This is a genomic window from Geodermatophilus sp. SYSU D00703 (assembly GCF_054050155.1).
In genome coordinates, this window is sequence record NZ_JBJGYU010000002.1 from 198569 (window position 1) to 219670 (window position 21102).

18 protein-coding genes are annotated in these 21102 nt (G+C 74.7%); 9 read left to right on the forward strand and 9 right to left on the reverse strand.

The window, feature by feature from the left end; genetic code table 11:
- Positions 1 to 87: 87 nt before the first annotated feature.
- The 4 genes from ACI782_RS04460 to ACI782_RS04475 all read right to left on the reverse strand — a co-directional run bounded on the left by ACI782_RS04460 (position 88) and on the right by ACI782_RS04475 (position 6824).
- Positions 88 to 1716 carry a hypothetical protein gene (locus ACI782_RS04460; RefSeq protein ID WP_456906503.1) on the reverse strand — a complete coding sequence of 543 codons (1629 nt, stop codon included), beginning with the start codon at positions 1714 to 1716 and terminating at the stop codon, positions 88 to 90.
- 71 nt (positions 1717 to 1787) lie between these two features.
- Positions 1788 to 3908 (reverse strand): murein biosynthesis integral membrane protein MurJ, encoded by a 2121-nt coding sequence (gene murJ / locus ACI782_RS04465; RefSeq protein WP_456906505.1) that lies wholly within the window; start codon positions 3906 to 3908, stop codon positions 1788 to 1790.
- Positions 3905 to 6283, reverse strand: a complete 2379-nt coding sequence (locus tag ACI782_RS04470) for a DUF6049 family protein (RefSeq protein ID WP_456906507.1) — start codon at positions 6281 to 6283, stop codon at positions 3905 to 3907. The genes murJ and ACI782_RS04470 overlap by 4 nt, the downstream gene beginning before the upstream one ends.
- Before the next feature lie 64 nt (positions 6284 to 6347).
- Positions 6348 to 6824 carry an NUDIX hydrolase gene (locus ACI782_RS04475; protein WP_456906508.1) on the reverse strand — a complete coding sequence of 159 codons (477 nt, stop codon included), beginning with the start codon at positions 6822 to 6824 and terminating at the stop codon, positions 6348 to 6350.
- A 156-nt stretch (positions 6825 to 6980) separates the two neighbouring features.
- Between ACI782_RS04475 and ACI782_RS04480 the strand changes: the two genes are divergently transcribed.
- Together ACI782_RS04480 and ACI782_RS04485 are read left to right on the forward strand one after the other, a co-directional pair.
- On the forward strand, positions 6981 to 8462 hold the full coding sequence (locus ACI782_RS04480) for a CCA tRNA nucleotidyltransferase (protein WP_456906509.1): 1482 nt from the start codon (positions 6981 to 6983) through the stop codon (positions 8460 to 8462).
- A 510-nt stretch (positions 8463 to 8972) separates the two neighbouring features.
- Positions 8973 to 9176 carry a hypothetical protein gene (locus ACI782_RS04485; protein WP_456906511.1) on the forward strand — a complete coding sequence of 68 codons (204 nt, stop codon included), beginning with the start codon at positions 8973 to 8975 and terminating at the stop codon, positions 9174 to 9176.
- A gap of 42 nt (positions 9177 to 9218) precedes the next feature.
- On the opposite strand, the gene ACI782_RS04490 is transcribed toward ACI782_RS04485, so the two are convergent.
- Positions 9219 to 10478 carry an MFS transporter gene (locus ACI782_RS04490; protein ID WP_456906513.1) on the reverse strand — a complete coding sequence of 420 codons (1260 nt, stop codon included), beginning with the start codon at positions 10476 to 10478 and terminating at the stop codon, positions 9219 to 9221.
- A 210-nt stretch (positions 10479 to 10688) separates the two neighbouring features.
- Between ACI782_RS04490 and ACI782_RS04495 the strand changes: the two genes are divergently transcribed.
- The gene (locus ACI782_RS04495; RefSeq protein WP_456906515.1) at positions 10689 to 11261 is read left to right on the forward strand and encodes a YqgE/AlgH family protein; all 573 of its coding nucleotides are present in this window, start codon (positions 10689 to 10691) and stop codon (positions 11259 to 11261) included.
- 208 nt (positions 11262 to 11469) lie between these two features.
- Here ACI782_RS04495 and ACI782_RS04500 read toward each other — a convergent pair whose 3' ends face one another.
- The 3 genes from ACI782_RS04500 to ACI782_RS04510 all read right to left on the reverse strand — a co-directional run bounded on the left by ACI782_RS04500 (position 11470) and on the right by ACI782_RS04510 (position 14209).
- Positions 11470 to 12237, reverse strand: coding sequence for a hypothetical protein (locus ACI782_RS04500; protein ID WP_456906517.1), 768 nt, complete (start codon positions 12235 to 12237; stop codon positions 11470 to 11472).
- Positions 12238 to 12406: 169 nt separating this feature from the next.
- Positions 12407 to 13486, reverse strand: coding sequence for an inositol-3-phosphate synthase (locus ACI782_RS04505; protein ID WP_456906519.1), 1080 nt, complete (start codon positions 13484 to 13486; stop codon positions 12407 to 12409).
- A 93-nt stretch (positions 13487 to 13579) separates the two neighbouring features.
- Positions 13580 to 14209 (reverse strand): helix-turn-helix transcriptional regulator, encoded by a 630-nt coding sequence (locus ACI782_RS04510; protein ID WP_456906521.1) that lies wholly within the window; start codon positions 14207 to 14209, stop codon positions 13580 to 13582.
- A gap of 144 nt (positions 14210 to 14353) precedes the next feature.
- Between ACI782_RS04510 and ACI782_RS04515 the strand changes: the two genes are divergently transcribed.
- From ACI782_RS04515 to ACI782_RS04525, 3 genes are all read left to right on the forward strand, one after another.
- Positions 14354 to 14767: a DUF5318 family protein gene (locus ACI782_RS04515; RefSeq protein ID WP_456906523.1), complete on the forward strand. Its 414-nt coding sequence runs from the start codon at positions 14354 to 14356 to the stop codon at positions 14765 to 14767.
- Between the two features lie 167 nt (positions 14768 to 14934).
- Positions 14935 to 17367, forward strand: a complete 2433-nt coding sequence (locus ACI782_RS04520) for a transglycosylase domain-containing protein (protein WP_456906525.1) — start codon at positions 14935 to 14937, stop codon at positions 17365 to 17367.
- Positions 17368 to 17390: 23 nt separating this feature from the next.
- Complete coding sequence (locus ACI782_RS04525; protein ID WP_456906527.1) at positions 17391 to 18926, forward strand: glycosyltransferase family 87 protein; 1536 nt, start codon at positions 17391 to 17393, stop codon at positions 18924 to 18926.
- A 59-nt stretch (positions 18927 to 18985) separates the two neighbouring features.
- Here the strand turns inward: ACI782_RS04525 and ACI782_RS04530 are convergent, their stop codons facing one another.
- Entirely contained in the window at positions 18986 to 19801 is an 816-nt protein-coding gene (locus ACI782_RS04530) for a deoxyribonuclease IV (RefSeq protein ID WP_456906529.1), read from the reverse strand.
- Between the two features lie 194 nt (positions 19802 to 19995).
- On the opposite strand from ACI782_RS04530, the gene rpsF reads away from it, so the two are divergent.
- From rpsF to rpsR, 3 genes are all read left to right on the forward strand, one after another.
- Positions 19996 to 20283, forward strand: coding sequence for a 30S ribosomal protein S6 (gene rpsF / locus ACI782_RS04535; RefSeq protein ID WP_456906531.1), 288 nt, complete (start codon positions 19996 to 19998; stop codon positions 20281 to 20283).
- A gap of 2 nt (positions 20284 to 20285) precedes the next feature.
- Positions 20286 to 20762, forward strand: coding sequence for a single-stranded DNA-binding protein (locus ACI782_RS04540; RefSeq protein WP_456906533.1), 477 nt, complete (start codon positions 20286 to 20288; stop codon positions 20760 to 20762).
- Positions 20763 to 20864: 102 nt separating this feature from the next.
- On the forward strand, positions 20865 to 21101 hold the full coding sequence (gene rpsR / locus ACI782_RS04545; RefSeq protein WP_012951016.1) for a 30S ribosomal protein S18: 237 nt from the start codon (positions 20865 to 20867) through the stop codon (positions 21099 to 21101).
- Position 21102: the final 1 nt, after the last annotated feature.

Here is a 21102-nt window from a genome sequence, read left to right on the forward strand (position 1 = left end):
TCTGTCGTCACGGGCGGCACAACGAGGATGGTAGGGGCCGCATTCCCCGCCCAGCAGGCCCGCATTCCCTGGGGCGGAAGGGGGCGCTCAGCCCGCGGCGCGCAGCTCCACCTCGGCGACGTCGGCGGAGAAGCCGTCGCCGGAGGGCACCAGGCCGGTGATCCAGACGAGCACGTAGCGGGCCGTCGCGGGCTCGTCGAAGGTGAGGTCGGTGGTGGCCTCCAGCTCCCCGGAGGCCTGCACCGCGAAGTCGTCGAGCGAGCCGTCGGGCGAGCCGCCGGTGCGGACCTCGACCGTCGCGCCGGGGGTGTTCGTGGTCAGCGTGACCCCGGCCAGCGCCTGGTCCGAGCCGAGGTCGTAGACGACGCCGACGCCGTCCTTCAGGTTGCCGAAGGCGGGCGAGCCCCGGTACTCCAGCGTCGACCAGGAGGTGGCCGGGTCGTCGTCGTAGGAGAGCGGGATCTCGTTGGTGTTCTCCGGCTCGCCGTCCCCGAACGGGTCGAAGACCGTGGCCGCGGTGATCGTGGCCCCCGCGGTGTCCCCGGCCGGCGGCTCGGCCGCGGCGGGCGGAGCGGCGGTGGTGGAGGACGCCGCGGGGCTGCCGGGCCCGCCCACGGAGCCGGCGACCGAGAGCACGCTGGAGCCGAACCACCAGGCCAGCCCGACCACGATCGCGAGGGTGGCGGCGACCAGGCCGGCGATCAGCAGCCGGCGGCGCCCGGGGCGCGGCTCGTCCTCGGCCGGGTAGTCGTCGGCCAGGTCCTCGTCCGCGGGCTCGTCCTCGTCCACCCCGAAGCCGGCCGACAGCGGCAGCAGGTCCTCGTCGGCGTCGTCCGCACGGGCGGCCGGCACCGGCGGGCGGCCCTGGGGGTCGAGCCGGCGGGCGCCGGAGCGGGAGGCGTCCATCGTCGGCGCCGGGTCGACGGCGACGTCGTCCTCCCGGCGCTCGCGCAGCCGGCGCAGCCAGCCGCTGTCGGTCTCGTCCGGTCCGCGTACCGGCTCCGACGGGTGCGTGCCGCGCGGCCGCTCGGCCAGGAGCGCGGCCATCGCCGCGACGCTGGACAGCCCGGCGCCGGGCTGGCTGGACCGGGCGCGGCGGACCAGCGCGGCGAGGTCGGAGGCCATCGCCGGGGTCCGGCCGGGGACGACGGTGTCGGCGGAGCGGCGCCCGGTGAGGCAGTACTCGAGCAGCTCACCGAGGGCGGCGATGTCGCCCTGCATGGTGCCGCTCGCGGCGGGCACCGACCGCAGGCCGACCAGCCCGTTGGGCCGCAGGACGACGGTGTCGGGGGTGATCCCGCCGACGGCCAGCCCGACCCGGTGCGCCTCGGCGACCCCCTCGGCCAGCCGCCGCAGCACGGTGCGGACCTCCCGGTCGGGCATGGGGCCCTCGGCGAGCCGCTCCCCGATCGTCTGGCCCTCGATCCACTCGTTGACGACGTAGGCGGTGCTGTCGTTGCCCTGCCCGCTGCCCTCGGCGGCGTCGTAGACCATCGCCAGGGCGGGGGTCGCCAGGCCACCGGCGGTCAGCGCCCGGGTGATCCACTCGCGGGCCGCCGCACCGCCGGGGGTGTGCACCCGGATGGCGACGTCGCGGTTGAGGATGCGGTCCTTGGCGCGCCAGCAGCGGATGACACCGGTCGCGGTGCTCTCGGGGGCGCCGACCTCGTCGAGGGGGCGGTAGCGGTCAGGGAGGCCGGTGGCCGTGGACGTCATCGACGCGGCCGACCCCCTGTTCGCTCCGGGCCGGCGGCTCGGGTGCCCCGGCGGAGGCGTCGCCGCGCTGTTCACCCGCGCCCCAGCCGGGCCCTGACGGCTGCCAGGGGCGCACGGGTCTCGGGAACTCGGGCGAGCACGATCCCAACCAGAGCCGCGACGCCGATCACCACGGTACCGATCAGCAGGGTGCCGAGCGAGCCCCCGACCGACGTCCCCAGAGCGTCGTCGGTCACGCGGACGACGCCCCAGCCGATCAGCGCCGCCAGCACCGACGCGGCGGCGACCCGGAGGACCGTCGACAGGGTGCCGGTCGCCCGCAGGCGTCCCAGCCGCCGGCTGAGCACCACGTGGCCGAGCACCCAGCCGGCCAGGTAGGTGACGCTGGTGACCAGCATCAGCCCGGCCACCACGTGCTGCGGGCTCAAGACGACCGGGACCAGCAGGAGCAGCGGCACCCGGACGGCGACCATGCCGAGCTGCAGCAGCGTCGGCGTCCGCGCGTCCTTCATCGCGTAGAACACCCGCAGCTGCAGCAGGGTCACCGCCATCGGCAGCAGCCCGAACGCGCCGACGGCGAGGGCGACGCCGATGGCGCGGGCGTCCTCGACGCTGGTGTTCCCCCGGGCGAAGGCCACGGTGGCCAGCGCGGGGCCCAGCACGGTGAGCGCGGCGGCCACCGGCAGCAGCCCCAGGGCGGAGAGGCGGGTGCCGAGGGAGAGGTCCTGCACCACGCCGGGGACGTCGGCGCGGGCGGCGGCCCGGCTCATCCGCGGCAGCAGCGCGGTGAGCAGGGCGACGCCGATGATCCCGTAGGGCATCTGGAAGAGCAGGCTGGCGATCGCGAAGGCGCTCGAGCCGAGGCCGCCCTCGCGGGTCGCCTGGTTGGCGATGCGGGTGGCGACGACGACGCCGACCTGGCTGACCGCCACGTACGCGAGGACCCACAGCCCCAGGGCGCCCATCTCGCGCAGGCCGATCTGCCGCAGGTTCCACCGCGGGCGCAGCGGGACGCCGGCCCGGCGCAGTAGCGGCAGCAGCACGATCGCCTGCAGCGCGATGCCGAGCGTGGTGCCGATGCCGAGCAGCCACACCTGGCCGTCGGTGACGGTGGCCGGGGTGAGGTCGCCGGGCCCGCTGACGGCGATGAACAGCAGGCCGGTGGCGATCACCACCACGTTGTTGAGCACCGGGGCCCACGCCGGCGGGCCGAACACCCCGCGGGTGTTGAGGATGGCCTGGGCGAGCGCGCCGAGGCCGTAGAAGACGATCTCCAGCAGCAGGATGCGCGCCAGCCACGTGGCCAGCCGGACCTGGTCGGGGTCGCCCTGGATGCCGTAGAGCGAGGTCAGCCACGGCGCGACGGCGATCGCCACCACCGTCACCCCGACCAGGCCGACCAGCGCCACGGTCGACAGCCGCTGCGCGTAGCGGACGCCGTCGTCGGAGTCCCGCTCCTGGGCGTGCACCAGCAGCGGCACGACGACCGAGGTCAGGACGCCGCCCAGCAGCAGCTCGTAGACGATGTTGGGCAGCGTGTTGGCGGTGTTGTAGGCGTCGTTGACCAGGCCCACGCCCAGCGCCGCGGCCAGGACCATCGTGCGCAGCAGGCCGGTGACGCGGGAGACCAGCGTCGCCACCGCCATCGTGCCGGCGGCGCGCAGGATGCCGCGGCTGGCGCCGGGCGCGCCCTCGCGGGCCTCGACCTCCTCGTCGGTCTCGTCGACCCGGCGGGGCACCGCCGGCAGCACCGGGATGAGCTGGGTGTCGTCGGGGCCGGGGACGAAGCGGGCGCGGGGACGCGGCGGCGGCACCGGGGGCAGGGGCCGGCCTCGCTCCGCGGGCTGCGACCGGACGCGCTCCTCGGGCCGCGACCGGGTGCGCTCCGCGGGGGGCACCGGCGGCAGCGGAGCCGCCGACCGGCTGTGCTCCCGCGCGCGCTCCCCGTTCACCCGGTCCGGTGTCGCGGGCACCCGCGGGTAGGCCGGTGGGGGCAGCGGCAGGCCGGACGCCGTCCCGGGACCGGGCACCGGTGGCGGGGCAGCAGCAGGCGGCGGGGCGGTGGCGTCCGGAGGGGCGGCGACGTCCGGAGGGGTGGCGTCCGGAGGGGCGGAGGAGGGCCGGCCGGGCGGCGGCACCGGCGGCAGGGGGATCCGGCGCTGCCGCTCGTCGACGGGGCGGTCGCCGGTCACACCGGGCTCCGCGTCGGCGGCAGCGGCACGGGCGCACCCGCCTCCTCGGGCGCCCCGCGGCGGCGGCGCAGCACGAACAGCACCAGGCGGCGCAGGAAGAGCAGCCCGAGCAGGGTCGCCGCGCCGATCGTGGTGATCAGCGAGATCGACCCGTAGGCGGTGCTCTTCACCTGCAGCTCCACCGGCTCGCCGAGCGACCCGCCGTCCGGGGTGGTGAGGGTGGCGACGACGCCGAACCGGCCGGACTGCCGCACCTCGGTGGGCACCTGCAGCGTCGTCCGCTGCTCCGGGGCGAGGACCTGCGCCCCGACGTCGCTGACGCTCAGCGCGCTGCCGCGGGTCTGCACGTCCAACAGGACGCGGACGGCGAAGGGCAGGTCGTTGCGCACGGTGAGCACCAGCGGGGCGTCGCTGGAGGCGAGGCTGTACGTGCCGTCGGCCGGGGAGAGCAGCGTGACCTGGTCGCGCAGCCCGGACAGGGTCGCCCGCAGGTCGGCGGCGGCCGCGGCGAACGCCTCGGGGTCGTCCCGCCAGGCGGCGGAGGTGGTCCGGGACACCGCGGCGTCGTACGGCGCCAGGGCCGTGCCGGCGTCCTCGACGACGGCGCCGGCGAGGTCGTCGCGCACGCCGACCGCGGCGGTGACGTCGGCCAGCCCGCCTCCGGCCAGGCCGCCCGGCCCGGCCGGCGGGACCAGCTCTCCGGTCGATGCGGTGGGCCCCTGGTCCAGCTGGGCCACCGTCGCCGGGCGCAGCCACGGGTACTGGGCCGCCGCGGCCATGATCGCGCTCATCCCCGCCGGGTCGACGTCGACCTCGCGGGGCGGCGCGACCAGCACGGTCTGCCCCGCGGGCGGAGCACCCCCCGCGGCCGGAGCTCCCCCGCTGCCGAGAGCCAGCAGGGCCAGCTCGGCGAGGTAGCGCTGCTCGGCCAGGCGCGTGCCGTCCGGCGAGCTCGCCGCCGCGCCGACCAGCCCGCCGAGCGAGCTGTCGGCGACCAGCGCGTCGAGGTCGCCGTCCTCCGTCGGCACCGTCGTCCGGGCGGCGGCCGCGTCGCCGTCCAGGCCGAGGGCCGCGGAACCCTCCGACAGGCCTCCGGGGGCCAGCACCACCTCGTCGACACCGCCGGCGCGGAGCGTGTCGAGGGTGTCGGCGCGCAGCGAGCCGCCGACCGCCCAGGCCAGGTCGGTGCGCGGTTCGACCCCGAGGGCGTCGCGGAGGATCTCCGCGCCGGCGCCGGCGGTGGGCTCCTCGTCGGCCGGCTCGGGGGGCGCGGTGGCCTCCGCGACGGGGGTGGGCGCGTCGGGATCGTCCTGGGCCGTCCCGTCGGGCGTGCCGGGGAGGCTGCGGGTCACGACGTCGGACAGGCCGATCGAGGCGAGCGCGTCGGCGTCGACGTCCCCGTAGGGCAGCGCGACCACCGGGTGGTCGGCGGCGACCGCGCGCAGCCGGTCGAGGAACGCGGCGGCGTCCTCCGTGCCCTCCCCGGCGTCCTCCTGCCCGGCGACGTCGTAGGGGCCGTCGGCCATGAGCTCGAGCTCCTCCACCAGCGCGGGGTCGATCGCGAGGGTCACCCGGACCACCGGCGCGGGCTCGCCGCCCTCGGCGGCGGGGGCCTCGGGCAGGCGCTCGACGGCGGCCAGTGCCCGGTCCAGGCGGCCACCGGAGGCCACCTCCTCGGCCAGGTCGTCGTCGGTGAACCCGCCGGCGGCGTCGCGGTGGGTGCGCTCCACCAGGGGCCACAGCCAGGCGACGCCGGTCGGGGCGGCCGGCTGCGCGGGGGGCTGCACGAGGAAGGTCGACAGCTCGCCGACGCGGCGGCGCTCCCCGTCGGCGGTCGCGCCGTTGAGGTTGAGCAGCACCGGGTAGACGCCGTCGCGGTCGATGCGCAGCTCGCCGGTGTCGGTCGTGAGCGCGAACGACAGGGACTCCCCCGGCTCCAGCTCGCCCGGCACCTCCTGGAACGGCGTGGTGACGGCGGACGTCGGGTCGGCATCGGTGTCGATGGCCTGCAGCTCCGCCCGGGTGTCGAGCAGCTCGCCGCGCTGCAGCCGCACGTCGAGGTCGGTCAGCGTCTCGGTGCCGGTGTTGGTGAGGGTGCCCGCGACGGTGACCGTGGCCCCGGGCGTGAGGGTGCGCGGCTCGAACCGGGTGACCTCCACCTGCACCGGGCGGTCGGGGTCGCTGACGTCGTCCTCGGCCGCGGGCTCCGGGTCGCCGGGGTCGGCCGCGGCGGTCGGGGCGGCCAACCCGAGGAGCGGGGCGGTGAGCAGGCCGGCGAGGGCCGCGCACACCGTCGTCCGGCGGCGGGCGCGGGTCGGCGCACGGCCGTCGGCGCCGGACCGGCCGCCGGCGCTCCCGGCAGCCGTCCGGGTCACGACAGCTCCCCGCCGGCGTCCGTCCATCCGGTGTCGTGGCCCGTGCGGGAGGCGCCCCGGTCGCTCACGCGCTGTCGGCGAGGAGCGCGGGCGCCCGTTCCACCAGGGCCCGCTCGTCGGCGTAGGCGAGCCGCTCGCTCAGCTCGTCGAGGGGCACCCAGGCGACCTCGGTCACCTCGATGTCGGCGTCGGACAGGGCCCCTCCGATGGCGCGGAGCAGGAAGTGGTGGACGGTCTTGTGCACGCGGCGGCCGTCGGCGACGAACCAGAAGTCGATGATCCCCAGCGGGGCGACGACCTCACCGATGATGCCGGTCTCCTCGGCGACCTCCCGGACGGCGGTGTCCTCCGGGGTCTCGCCCTCCTCGATGTGCCCCTTGGGCAGCGACCACAACAGCCGTCCGCGCCGGTCGGTGCGGCCGATGAGGGCGGCGCGCGGCCCCGTGATGGGGTCGTCTGCCACGACCAGGCCCCCGGCGGAGGTCTCGTCGACCCGCCGCAACCGGCGGCCGGGTCGCCCACGCCCGCCCGTCCCAGCCATGTCTGGAGGGTAGCGCGCGAGTGACGACAGCTCCGGGAGCATCGCAGCGGCGAACGAGCGAGGAGCGGCCGGAGCGCGGAGCCGCACCAGGGTCGGTTCGGCCGGAGCGCGGAGCCGCACCGGGCTCGGTTCGGCACGCCACTACCCTGGATCGTCGTGTCCGGTCCGCGCTCGAGTCCTGGTGACGACGCCGTTCCCCCCGCCGTCCAGAAGACCGTGCGGGAGCTGGTCGACGTCTCCCCCGTCCTGAGCCGGCTCGGGGAGCGCTTCTCCGAGGCGGGGTTCGAGATCCACCTCGTCGGCGGGTCGGTTCGGGACGCGCTGCTGGCCGCCGGCGCGGGCGCGCCGCGCGTGCCCGGCGACCTGGACCTGACCACCGACGCCCGGCCGGTCGAGGTCCTGCGGCTGCTGCGCGGGTTCGCCAGTTCCACGTGGAACACCGGCATCGCCTTCGGCACGGTCGGGGCCGAGGTCGGCGGCGTCCGGCTGGAGATCACCACCTTCCGCGCCGACCGCTACGACCGCGAGTCGCGCAACCCCGAGGTGGCCTGGGGCGACTCGCTCGTCGACGACCTGGCCCGTCGCGACTTCACCGTCAACGCGATGGCCGTCTCGCTGGGCCCTGACCGCACCGTCACCGACCCCTACGGCGGCCTCGGCGACCTGCTGGCCAAGCGGCTGCGCACGCCCGGCACCGCGGCTGACTCCTTCGCCGACGACCCCCTGCGGATGCTGCGCGCGGTCCGCTTCGTCGCCCAGCTGGAGCTCACGCCGTCCGACGACGTGGTCCGGGCGATGACGGCGATGTCCGGCGAGCTGGCCCGGATCACGCCGGAGCGGGTGCAGGCGGAGCTGTCCAAGACCCTGCTGCAGGACCGTCCCCGGGCGGCGCTGGAGCTGTTCGTGTCCACCGGGCTGGCCGACGTCGTCCTCCCCGAGCTGTCCGCACTGCGGATGGAGATCGACGAGCACCACCAGCACAAGGACGTCTACGCCCACTCGCTGGCCGTGCTCGACCGGGCGATCGCGCTGGAGAGGGCTGACTCGGACACCGGGTCGCCGGACCTCGTGCTCCGGCTGGCCGCGCTGCTGCACGACATCGGCAAGCCGGCCACCCGGCGGCACGAGCCGCGCGGCCGGGTGTCCTTCCACCACCACGAGGTGGTCGGCGCGAAGCTGGTGCGCAAGCGGCTGACCAAGCTGCGCTACCCGAAGGACGTGGTGGAGGCGGTCAGCCGGCTGACCTTCCTGCACCTGCGGTTCCACGGCTACGGCCGCGGCGAGTGGACCGACTCCGCCGTCCGCCGGTACGTCACCGACGCCGGGGACCTGCTGTCGCGGCTGCACAAGCTCGTCCGCTCGGACTGCACGACCCGCAACAAGCGCCGGGCCGGGGCGCTGTCGGCCACCTACGACTCGCTGGAGCAGCGGATCGCCGAGCTGTCGGCGGCGGAGGACCTCGCCCGGGTGCGGCCCGACCTCGACGGCAACGCGATCATGGCGATCCTGGGCATCCCGCCGGGCCGGGAGGTCGGCGAGGCGTGGAAGTACCTCAAGGACCTGCGGCTGGAGCGCGGCCCGCTGGACCCCGAGGAGGCCGAGGCCGAGCTCCGCGCCTGGTGGGCCGCCCGCTCGTAGCGGAGTGTGAGAGCGCAGGAAACCTCGCCTGTCGGCCTCCGCTGTGGACGGCGCCCGCGAGGGCGGCCCCTCTCGGGTCAGCCTGCGCGGGTGCATCTCCCGCCCATCGACCACCGCGGTCAGCCGGTGGCTCCTCGCCGCCTGCTTCTCACCCAGGGCACCAGCGCGTACCGGCTGCGGACGGCGGTGGCCTCGGGGCGATGGCAGGAGCCACTGCCCGGCGTGTTCGTGAGCCACTCCGGGCCCTTGTTTGACGCGGAGGGAGCGGTGGCACGCCGCTCTCCTGTTCGCCGGTGATCACGCCGTCCTGTCCCATCGCAGCACTGCTGGCGTGGGGGGCGCGCGTCGGAGAACCGTCGTCCGCCCGACGGGTGGCCGGCGTGCGAGGGGACTACGTCGGCCCGCCCGAGGGCGGAGTGGTCGAGGTCACCACACCCCGCGGCCGGCACTTGCGGTCGCGCGGCTTCGTGGTGGGGCGCCGCGATCGAGACGCCCCAGGGGACCGACTTCGTGGACGCGTACTGGCGTCGACAGAGAGTCGCAGCGGAGGCCGACGGCGCGGCCTACCACCGGTCCGCGGCGGACTGGGGAGCCGACCTGCGGCGGCAGAACGCGCTGCAGTCGGTCAGGGTCACCCTGTTCCGGTTCCCGGTCCGGCGAGTCCGGGCCGAACCACTCGCCTGCGGCCTCGAGCTCGCCCCGCTCGTGGGCTGAGTGGAGGGTGAGAACGCAGGAAACCTCGCTCGGGGCACTCCGCTACCGCTGGAGGGAGGTGTGGGCGAGGACGGCGGTCAGGGCGTAGAGGGCGCCGATCGCGAGGACCAGCGCCGGCGACATCCCCGACGCGGGCAGCAGGAACGCCGCGACCAGCAGCGCCACCACGTAGCTGACGTTGACCAGCATGTCGTAGACCGAGAACACCCGGCCGCGGACGTCGTCCTCGACCGTCTCCTGCAGCGTGCTGTCCACGCAGATCTTCACCGCCTGGCCGCCGAACCCGAGGGCGAAGCCGGTCAGGACCACCGTCGGCGTCGCGAACGGCAGGCCGAGGGCGACCGTCGCCGGCCCGAGCACGGCCAGCACGAGGGTCACCCAGCGCGCTCGGCCCAGGCGACGCACCGCGGGCGGGGTCACGACGGCGGCCAGCAGGGAGCCGCCCGCGCCCGCGGACACCACCACCCCGAGGCCGGCCAGCCCGCCCGGCACCGGCCCCCACGGGCCGAGGGTGTTGCGGAACATCAGCAGCGTGGTCAGCGTGACCAGGCCCAGGCACAGCCGGTGCACGGTGACGACCGCGAGCGCGGTGGCCGCCGGGCGGATCGCCCACACGTGCCGGGCGCCGGCGACCATCCCCGCACCGACCTCGCCGAGCGTGAGCCGGTGCCCGCCGTCCGGCCCCAGGGAGCCGCCTCCGACGCCGGCCACCGCGACGGTCGACAGCAGGTAGGGGGCGGCTGCGCCGGCCGTCATGACCGCGTAGGCCCCGTTCCCGGCGGTGCCGAGCGAGAGCAGCGCCACCGCGACCGCCCCGCCGACGACCGTGGCCACCGCCCCGGCCGTCGTCGTCAGCGCGTTGGCAGGCACCAGCGACGGCGGGTCGGTGGTGTGCGGCAGCGCCGCGGACAGCGCGGAGAGGACGAACCGGTTGACGGAGAACACCACCAGCCCGGTCAGCAGGTACGGCCCCCCGGCCACCCCGCCCGCCACCAGCGCGGCCAGGACGGCGACCAGGCCGGCCCGCAGGACGCCGCACCACAGCAGCACCTGCCGGCGGCTCCACCGGTCGAGGAGGACGCCGGCGAACGGGCCGACGAGGGAGTAGGGCAGCAGCAGGACGGCGAACCCGGCCGCCACGTCGAGGGGATCGGCCGCCCGCTGCGGGTTGAACAGGACCGTACCGGCGAGCGCGGCCTGCAGCACGCCGTCCCCGGCCTGCGAGGCGAGCCGCGTGGCGAGGAGCCGGCGGAAGTCGGCGCGTCCCAGGAGGTGGCGCACGGTCGTCCCCGCCTGCCGCACGCCGTCACCCTACGGTGGCCGTCCCCTGCCTCAGGGTGGACGACGGGCCGAGGTCCAACGTCCCTTCCCCAGCGGGTTCCCTCCGTGCTCCGCACGGCCGTCGGCTGGGGCACACTGGACGCGATGAGTCCCCCGCCTCCGTCCGAACCCGAGTCCGGGCCGCCCGGCCGCCCGGCGACGGGGCGACGTCGTCCGGAAGCGGTGCCCGCCATGTCCATCGGCAGCCTCGAGGACGTCCGCCCGGGCTCTCTGCTCGTGGCGATGCCGAACCTGACCGACCCGACCTTCGCGGGCACGGTCGTCTTCGTGCTCGACCACGGCTCCACCGGCACGCTCGGCGTGGTCCTGGGCCGGCCGAGCCAGGTCGAGATCCGCGACGTGCTCCCCGGCTGGTGCGACCTCGCCGTCGAGCCCGGCGTGTTCCACGTGGGCGGGCCCTGCGAGACCGACACCGCCCTGTGCCTGGCCGTCTGCCGGACGCCGGGTGACGACTGCGGGCTGCGTCGGGTCGCCGGGGACGTGCACCTGGTCGACCTCGACGCCGACCCCGGCGTGCTCGACGGGCAGGTCCACGGGCTCCGCGTCTTCGCCGGCTACGCCGGCTGGTCGCCGGGCCAGTTGGCCGGGGAGATCGCCGAGGGCGCCTGGGCGTGTGTCCCGGGCCGTCCGGACGACGTGCTGAGCCCGCTGGCCGGTCCGGAGCTGTGGCGCCGGGTCATGGGCCGGCAGACGGGGCGCCTGGCGGTGCTGTCCACCGCGCCCGCCGACCCGTCGGTCAACTGAAGGTCACGATCCGGTCGATCCGGGCAGCGCGGACCTCGCCGATCTGGTAGGAAAGGCACCGGGAGGGGCGGTCTGGGGAAGAGGCCGCCCCTCCCGCACGTCCAGGTCGGCCCCGCCCAGGGGCTCGCCGCGAGCTGGCGAGGGGCCGGCGGCCCCGTCCAGGGCACCGCCGCGAGCTCGCGAGCGGTGGGGAGAGCGGGGTCCTCTCTCAGAGCCCGACGGCCGCCGCGACCTCCGGGTGCTCCTCCCCGTCGACGGTCTCCGACTCCTCCGGCGGCGTGATCGCCCGCTCGCCGTGGTCGGACAGCGTCACCGTCACGTCGAAGTCGTGTCCCGGCAGCCGGGTGACGAACTGCGCGAGCAGCTCGCTGGAGCTGTCCACCGCCACCGACCAGCCGGAGTCCGAGGCGTAGACGTCGGTGAGCTCACGGTCGACCGAGCGCTGCCCCTGCCAGGAGTAGTCCCCGCCGCGGAAGGCGCCGGCGTCGTCCGGCTCCTCGGCGGCGAGGTTGAGCACCAGCCGGACCAGGACGTCGGTGAGCGGGGACTCCTCCCCCGTCGCCAGCGGCCGGCTCACGTAGGAGGCGTCCGGCAGCCCGGCTCGGTTCAGGTACCCGGCGAGCCCGGGGACGTCCCCGAACCACAGCGTCTCGGACGTGAAGAACAGCGTCCGGGCCGTGTCGGGCCGCCCGCCGCCGTACGTGGTGACCGCCTGCGCCCGGCCCACCTGCGCGGGGAAGTCGACCTCGCCGGTGAGGGTGAGGACGGTGTCCTCGCCGTAGGGGGCGGTCACCACGAAGTCCGCGCCGCCCTCCTCGCCGTTGCGCGCGAGCAGCCCGGCCAGGACGTCGGCCTCCGCGGCCGTCACCGGGTCGCCGGCCCGCCGCTCGGCGACGTCCGTCGAGCACCCGGTGACCAGCGCCAGCACCAGCACCAGCCCCAGCACCGGGACGAGCGGGCGGCGGCGCGGGGGCATGCGGCTCAGCGTAGGCAGGGGCGCAGGTCGCGCCGGTGTTCCACGCGGAACGCGACAGGCCCGCCCCTGGAACGCGACAGGGCCCGCCCCGGAGCGGGGACGGGCCCTGTCGGCGGCCCCTGCAGGGCCCGCCGGGAGCTCGCGAGGGGCGGGGGCAGGGGGTCCTTCCTCAGCGCTCCACGTCGCCCCGGATGAACGCCTCGACGGCGTCACGGGCCTCGCTGTCGCTGTACTGCACCGGCGGGCTCTTCATGAAGTACGAGGACGCCGAGAGGATCGGGCCGCCGATGCCGCGGTCCTTGGCGATCTTCGCGGCGCGGACGGCGTCGATGATGATGCCGGCCGAGTTCGGGGAGTCCCAGACCTCGAGCTTGTACTCCAGGTTCAGCGGGACGTCACCGAACGCGCGGCCCTCCAGGCGCACGTAGGCCCACTTGCGGTCGGTCAGCCACGGCACGTGGTCCGACGGGCCGATGTGCACGTTGCCGGCACCCATGTCGCGGTCGACCTGGCTGGTGACCGACTGGGTCTTGGAGATCTTCTTGGACTCCAGCCGCTCGCGCTCGAGCATGTTCTTGAAGTCCATGTTGCCGCCGACGTTGAGCTGCATCGTGCGGTCGAGCTGCACGCCGCGGTCCTCGAAGAGCTTGGCCAGCACGCGGTGGGTGATGGTGGCGCCGACCTGGCTCTTGATGTCGTCGCCGACGATCGGCACGCCCGCCGCGGTGAACTTGTCCGCCCACTCCTTCGTGCCGGCGATGAACACCGGGAGCGCGTTGACGAACGCCACGCCGGCGTCCAGGGCGCACTGGGCGTAGAACTCGGCGGCCTGCTGCGAGCCGACCGGCAGGTAGCAGACCAGCACGTCGGCGCCGGACTCGCGCAGCGCCGCGACGACGTCCACCGGCTGCTCGTCGGACTCCTCGATGGTCTCCCGGTAGTACCGGCCGAGGCCGTCGAGGGTGGTGCCGCGCTGCACCGGGACGCCCAGCGGCGGGACGTCGCAGATCTTGATGGTGTTGTTCTCGCTGGCGACGATGGCCTCGGAGAGGTCGCGGCCGACCTTCTTGGCGTCGACGTCGAACGCCGCGACGAACTCCACGTCGGACACGTGGTACTCGCCGAAGCGCACGTGCATCAGGCCCGGCACCGACGTGGTCTCGTCGGCGTCGCGGTAGTAGTGCACGCCCTGCACCAGCGACGCGGCGCAGTTGCCCACGCCGACGATGGCGACCTTGACAGATCCCATGGAGCTCTCCTCGTTCTGTGACCGGGGTGCGGTCGTGGATGGGCGGACCGCAGGCGGTCCCTACGGGGGACGGGGGCCGGAGCTCCCGCCGGGTCATTCGGGCCGGGGAGGCACCGGGCCGTCCGGGGGATCGGTGCCCCCGTCGTCGCCGCCGGCTGCTCGGCGTCGGGCGTCGTCGGTGCGCTCCTTGTCGATCAGCTCGGCGAGCCAGCGGACCTCTCTGTCCACCGACTCCAGGCCGTGGCGCTGGAGCTCGAGCGTGTAGCGGTCGAGGCGCTCGCGGGTCCGGGCCAGCGACGAGCGCAGGCCCTCCCGCTGGCGCTCCACCGTGCGGCGGCGGCCCTCGAGGATCCGCAGCCGCACGTCCGCGGCGGTGTGCCGGAAGAAGGCCAGGCGGACGCCGAAGAGCCCGCCGTCGTCGTACGCCTCCGGGCCGGACTGGCTGACCAGCTCGTGGAAGCGCTCCTTCCCCTCCGCCGTGATCGTGTAGACGACCTTCCCGCGCCGGCCGGTGAGCGGCGGTGCGTCCGCCGGCAGCAGTGCACGGGGCTCCGGATCCTCGGTGGTGACGTACCCGGCGGCGTGCAGCCGCTTGAGCGCGGGGTACAACGACCCGTAGGAGATGCTGCGCAGCCCCCCGAGCACCTGTGCGAGCTGTTTGCGCAGCTCGTAGCCGTGCATGGGGTGCTGGTGCAACAGGCCCAGGATGGCGAACTCGAGCACGTCGCCTCCCCTTCGCCCCACGTTCCGATGTATCGGGACGATACATCCGGTCGTGATGCGATCGACAACCGGAGAGCACGCCCCGGCCGCCGGCCAGCGCGCGCGGGGACGTCGGACGTCGGCCCCGGTGCGTACATTGGCGCCGTGCCCGGACGTCGATCCGTCGTGGACTACTCGCTGCAGCGGCGAGCCGTCCTCGCCGACGTGTACGCCGGACGCACGGGGCTCTTCGAGGTCTGCGACGCCAGTCCCTACCTCACCCGCGCGGCCAGGTACCACGGCGAGGCGACCGACGTCCCCTGCCCCGTGTGCCGCAAGGACCGTCTCACGCTGGTCAGCTACGTCTACGGCGAGCACCTGGGGCCGACTGCGGGTCAGGCCAAGACACAGGTCGAACTCGCCCGCATGGACGCCGCGCAGGAGGAGTTCAGCGTCTACGCCGTCCAGGTGTGCCGCAGCTGCGGCTGGAACCACCTGGACTGCTCGTACCTGCTGGGCGCCGAGCCCGAGCCGGGGCGCTCGCCGCGCCGCACCCGCCGGCGGGCGGCGACGGAGTAGTCGCCGCGCCGGGGAACAAGACGCCCCGGTGGACCCTTCCGTCTCAACAGAGCGCTGTGGGACGTCGCTGTCGCGGGTCCTCCCCCGATTCCACAGCTGAAGACGACACCCTGGTGCGGGACGCGTGTGTCCCGTGTCCACCGACGAGTCAAGAGAGGGGCCCCTTCGTGCCTCCCCACGACGAGACCTCCCCGGTCGGTCCGCCCGGCGGCGCCGACCGCCGACTGCCGCCCGGCCGCACCGGCGGCGGCAACGGCGGCAACCGGCGTCCGCCGGCCGGCCGCGGAGGCCGGACGACGGCGTCGCCCGCCGGCGCCCCCGCCCGTGGCGCGAGGCCGGCCGCCAAGGGCAAGGCGGTGCGCACCAAGAAGCAGAAGCGCCGCCGCTGGCTGAAGATCGTCACCGCCACCATCGCCGGGCTGCTCGTGCTGCTCGGCGTCTTCGTCGGTGTCGTGTACGCCACCACCGAGGTCCCCGACCCGAGCTCGGTGCAGAACGCGCAGACCACCGTTGTCTACTACGCCGACGGCACCACGGAGATGGCCCGGCTGGGCGTCGAGGGCGGCAACCGCACCAACGTCGCCCTCGACCAGGTCTCCGAGCCGGCCCGCAACGCGATCCTCGCCGCGGAGAACCGCAGCTTCTACTCCGACCCAGGCATCTCGTTCACCGGCATCGTCCGGGCCGCGTGGAACAACCTCACGGGCGGCTCGACGCAGGGCGGGTCGACGATCACCCAGCAGTACGTCAAGAACGCGTTCCTGACCCAGGAGCAGACGTTCAGCCGCAAGTTCCAGGAGCTCTTCCTCGCCATCAAGTTGGACAACAACTACGACAAGGACGAGATCCTCGAGAACTACCTGAACACCATCTACTTCGGGCGCGGCGCCTACGGCATCGAGTCCGCCGCGAACACCTACTTCGGGGTGCCCGCCGCCGAGCTCACCCCGCAGCAGGGCGCCGTCCTCGCGGTGCTGATCCGCAGCCCCAACAACTACGACCCCGAGACGAACCCCGAGGTCGCGCAGGACCGCTGGGGCCTGGTGCTCGACGCGATGGTCGACGAGGACTGGCTGACCCAGGCCGAGCGGGACGCCTCGGTCTACCCGCCGGTGCAGCCCAAGGGTGGCTCGTCCCTGGGCATCCCGGAGGGCCCCGAGGGCCTGGTCGTGCAGCGCGCGATGGCCGAGCTCGAGGCCAAGGGCTACACCGAGCAGCAGATCCGCGCCGGCGGTCTGCGGATCACCACGACGATCGACAAGCGCTACCAGGACGCCGCGATCGGCGCCGTCGACACCGTGATGGCCGGGGAGCCCGAGGGGCTGCGCCAGGCGCTGGTGTCGGTCGACCCGCACACCGGTGCGGTGAAGGCCTACTTCGGCGGGCGCAACGGCACGGGCACCGACTACGCGCAGGCCCAGCGGCAGCCCGGCTCGTCGATGAAGCCCTACACGCTGGCCACCGCCCTCGAGCAGGGCATCAGCGTCAACGCCCGCCGCGACGGCAGCTCGCCGCAGAAGTTCCCCGACCGCGACGCGCTGGTGCGCAACTCCGGCGGCGCCTCCTGCGGGGCCTGCACCCTGGTCGAGGCCATGACCCGCTCGCTGAACACCACGTTCTACGGGCTGGCCTACGAGGTGGGCCCGGACGAGGTCCGGGAGACCGCGCTGGCCGCGACCGGGCTGCCCGAGACGTGGCAGGGCGGCCCGCTCAAGGACAACACCACGCTGGCCAACGCCGACGGCTTCACCGGGTCGGCGATCGGCATCGGCGAGTACGAGCTGCGCCCGATCGACCAGGCGCACGGCTTCGCCACCTTCGCCAACGGCGGCGTCGAGCACGACCCGTTCTTCGTGACCCGCGTGACCGACAACCAGGGCGCCGTCCTGCTGGACTACAACGGCGACACCGGTGACCAGGCCATCCCGGCCGACATCGCCAACGACGTCAGCTACGCGCTCAAGGGCGTGGCCTCCTACTCGCGGCGCGCGCTCGACGACGGCCGCGAGGTGGCCAGCAAGACCGGTACGCAGGGCCAGGGCGAGGACAACTCCGACGCCTGGATGGTCGGGTACACGCCGTCCATCTCGACCGCGGTGTGGATGGGCAACGACTCGCCCAGCGACCCGATCGTCAACGCGAGCGGCCAGATCATCTACGGCTCGGGCCTGCCCGGGGCGATCTGGCAGGAGTTCATGAACACCGTGCTGGACGGCACGCCGGAGGAGGACCTGCCCGACCGGGCGATCATCCGCGGCGACACCGGCGTCGGTGTGCCCGCGCCGACGACCCAGTCCACCCCCCAGCGGACCACCTCGGCGCCGACGCGGTCGTCCGAGCCGGCCGAGCCGACCGAGACCGAGGACGACGCCGAGGAGAACGGCAACGGCAACGGGAACGGGAACGGCAACGGGAACGAGGACGCCGGGAACGGCAACGGCGACGAGAGCACCGACGAGGAGGCTCCCACCGACGAGACCACGCCCGACGAGGACGCCGGGGACGGCGAGGAGACCTCCGACAGCGGGAACGGCTCCGGCGGCGACACCGCGGGCGGTCAGGCCGCCGTGCCGGATGGGGCGCTGCAACCGGCCGCCTGACCCTCGCGGGGCAGACTGACCGTGTGACCAGCACACCGACGGGCCCGTCCGATCCGGCTCCCCAGCCGGCGGGCGGGCCCTCGGCGTCTCCGGGGGTCGCGGCGACCGACCCGGGCCTCCCCGACCGCGTCGTCCCGACCTGGACCGACCCGGTGGCGGTCCAGGCCAGCGAGGCCGTGGGCGGCCCGTGGGGCCGCCACGCGGTCACCGGCCGGGCGCTGTTCTGGACGCCGCTGCGGGTCTGCCTGCTGTTCACCACCGCCGTGCTCGCGCTGGCCTGGGTCAAGCAGGCCCCCTGCTCCGACGGCAACTGGGCCGGTTCGGTGCAGTACACGCACTTCTGCTACTCGGACACCGTCCCGCTGTTCGGCCTGCACGGGCTGGACCGCGGCGAGGTGCCCTATCTCGACTCCGCCGTCGAGTACCCGGTGCTCACCGGCGCCCTCATGGCCGTCGCCGCCGGACTGGGCCGGGTCTACGACGCGCTGGCCGCCGCCGTGGGCGTGCTGCCCGACGTCCCGGCCGTGCAGTCGTACTACGTCGCCACCTGCCTGCTGCTCTCGCTGTGCGCGCTGCTGGTGACCCGCGCCGTCCTCGGTACGTCGGGACGGCGGCCGTGGGACGCGGCCATGGTCGGCCTCTCGCCGCTGCTGTTCGTGCACGCCTTCACCAACTGGGACCTGCTCGCCGTGGCGCTGGCCAGCCTGGGGCTGTGGGCGTGGGCGCGGCGGCGTCCGGTGCTGGCCGGCGCACTGCTCGGCCTCGGCGTCGCGGCGAAGCTCTACCCGCTCGTGCTGCTCGGCGCGCTGTTCCTGCTCTGCCTGCGCGCGGGCCGGCTGCGCACCTGGCTGGGGACCGCGGCCGCGGCCGTCGCCGCCTGGCTGCTGGTCGACGTGCCGGTCGCCGTCCTGGCGCCGGAGAACTGGTCACGGTTCTTCCGGCTCAACAGCGAGCGGCCGGCCGACCCGGACACGCTGTGGAACATCGCGATCACCGTCACCGGCGGCCGGCTGTTCGGCGGCGTGCCGGCCGAGGGGGACCCGCCGGGCCTGCTCAACGCCGTCGTCGCCGTCGCGCTCCTCGCGTTCGTGGCCGGCGTGGCCTGGTTGACCCTCGCCGCACCGGTGCGGCCCCGCGTGGGCCAGGTGGCCTTCCTGCTGCTGGCCGGCTTCCTGCTGCTCAACAAGGTGTGGAGCCCGCAGTTCTCGCTGTGGCTGCTGCCGCTGGCGGTGCTGGCCCGGCCCCGGTGGCGCGCGCTGCTGCTGTGGCAGTCCACCGAGGCGCTGCTGTGGGTGCCGCGGATGCTCTGGTACCTCGGCACCGACAACCGCGGCGTCGAGGTGGAGTGGTTCTTCCTCGCCGTCACCATCCGCGACGCGGCCGTCGTCGTCCTGATGGCGCTCGTCGTCCGCGACGTCCGGCACCCCGACGGGGACGTCGTCCGGACCGGTTGGCCGGGCGTCGACGACCCCGCCGGCGGCGTGCTCGACCACGCCCCTGACCGGGTGCGGTGGGCCGCCGGTGGCCTGCGCCGGACCTCGAGCCTCAGGGAGGCATAGGAACCAGCCCCTGCGTCTCGGGGTGCCGGGACGCGTGCACCGGTTGCTGCCCTTGGCGATCAGCCGGCGAGGGCCGCCCTGAGGGCGTTGATCTCGGCGGCGTGCTCGGCGGCGTCGCCCGGGGTCTCGAGGACGATCGGGCAGTCGGCCGCGCGGGCGACGTCGGCCAGCAGCCCGAACGGGATCTCGCCGGAGGTCAGCGGCGCGTGCCGGTCGCGGCTGGAACCAGCCGGGTCCCGGCTGTTGTTCAGGTGCACCAGGTCGATGCGGCCGGTGATGGCCCGGACGTCGTCCACCGCCGTCGCGAGGTCCCAGCCGGCGGCCCAGGCGTGGCAGGTGTCGAGGACGAAGCCGGCGCCGAACCCGCCGACCGCCTCCCACAGCCGGGCGATGGCGTCGAGGTCGCGGGCCATGGCGTTGCCGCCGCCGGCCGTGTTCTCGATGAGCAGCGGGAGCGGGAACCCGCCGTCCTCGGCCTGCCGCGCGAAGGTCTTGCGCCAGTTGTCGACGCCGACGGCCGGGTCGTCCTTGGCGCGCACGTGTCCGCCGTGCACCACCATCCCCAGCGCGCCGATCGCCGCGGCCGCCTGCGCGTGCTTGTCCAGCAGCTTGCGGCTGGGGATGCGGATGCGGTTGTTCGTCGTCGCCACGTTGAGCACGTAGGGCGCGTGGACGACGACAACGACGTCGCTCGCGAGCAGGTCGGCGGCATCGGGGCGCGGCTTGGGGGCGGTCCACCCCTGCGGGTCGGCCAGGAAGACCTGTACGCCGTCGGCGTCCATCTCCGCGGCCCGGGCCAGCGGGCCGCCGGCGTCGAGTTCGTTGTCCTCGGTCAGGCCGGGGCCGACGTGTACGCCGATCGGGTGAGCTCCCACACCGCCGACCCTAGTTCGCCCTGCCGACGGTCCCGGGCCTGTGGACGACGCGGACGGCCCTCGCCGCCGCACTGGTAGCCTGGGCGGAGCGCGTTCCTCCGGTGGCCGTCACCGGTCGGGGCGCGCGACGCGTGTACGACCCTCCTGCTGCAGACCGACTGCAGCCGCCCAGACCAGAGGAGGTGGGGTTCTCCGTGCGTCACTACGAACTGATGGTCATCCTCGACCCCGATCTCGAGGAGCGCACCATCGCGCCCTCGCTCGACCGGTTCCTGAGCGTCGTCACCAACGCCGGTGGCACCTTCAAGACCGAGATCTGGGGCCGCCGCCGGCTGGCCTACGAGATCAAGAAGCAGATCGAGGGCATCTACGCCGTCATCGACATCCAGGCCGACCCCGCCGCGGTCGCCGAGCTCGACCGGCAGCTCAACCTGAACGAGTCGGTCCTGCGCACCAAGCTGATGCGGCCCGAGGTCCACTGACCATGGCCGGCGAGACCGTCATCACCGTCATCGGCAACCTGACGTCGGACCCGGAGCTGCGCTTCACGCCCTCCGGTGCCGCGGTCGCCAACTTCACCGTGGCCTCCACGCCGCGGACCTTCGACCGTCAGTCGCAGGAGTGGAAGGACGGCGAGGCGCTCTTCCTGCGCTGCAACGTGTGGCGGCAGGCGGCGGAGAACGTCGCCGAGTCGCTGACCCGCGGTTCGCGGGTGATCGTCTCCGGCCGGCTCAAGCAGCGGTCGTTCGAGACCAAGGAAGGCGAGAAGCGCACCGTCGTCGAGCTCGAGGTCGACGAGGTCGGCCCGTCGCTCCGCTACGCCACCGCGAAGGTCACCAAGGCCTCCCGCGGTGAGGGCGGTGGCGGCTTCGGCGGCGGTGGTGGCGGTGGCGGCTTCGGCGGCGGGTCCAGCGACCCGTGGTCGACCCCGGCCCCGCCGTCCGACGAACCGCCCTTCTGAAAGAGGGCCCCGTCCTCCTCACCCCTCGCACGCTCGGGGTGAGCCTCGGGACGGGGCCCACCGTTCCCCCTCTCCGAACCTCTTCGCAACTGGAGAACCCCGGTGGCCAAGCCCCCCGTTCGCAAGCCCAAGAAGAAGGTCTGCCAGTTCTGCAAGGACAAGGCGACCTACATCGACTACAAGGACACGACCCTGCTGCGGAAGTTCATCTCCGACCGCGGCAAGATCCGTGCCCGCCGCGTGAGCGGCAACTGCAGCCAGCACCAGCGGGACGTCGCCACGGCCGTCAAGAACAGCCGTGAGATGGCCCTGCTCCCCTACACCTCGACGGCGCGCTGAC

Bases quoted from the DNA above. Each gene is read 5' to 3' on its own strand.
- ACI782_RS04460 (WP_456906503.1), bottom strand. From the start codon at position 1,716: ATGACGTCCACGGCCACCGGCCTCCCTGACCGCTACCGCCCCCTCGAC.
- ACI782_RS04475 (WP_456906508.1), bottom strand. From the start codon at position 6,824: ATGGCTGGGACGGGCGGGCGTGGGCGACCCGGCCGCCGGTTGCGGCGG.
- ACI782_RS04495 (WP_456906515.1), top strand. From the start codon at position 10,689: ATGTCCATCGGCAGCCTCGAGGACGTCCGCCCGGGCTCTCTGCTCGTG.
- ACI782_RS04500 (WP_456906517.1), bottom strand. From the start codon at position 12,237: ATGCCCCCGCGCCGCCGCCCGCTCGTCCCGGTGCTGGGGCTGGTGCTG.
- ACI782_RS04505 (WP_456906519.1), bottom strand. From the start codon at position 13,486: ATGGGATCTGTCAAGGTCGCCATCGTCGGCGTGGGCAACTGCGCCGCG.
- ACI782_RS04540 (WP_456906533.1), top strand. From the start codon at position 20,286: ATGGCCGGCGAGACCGTCATCACCGTCATCGGCAACCTGACGTCGGAC.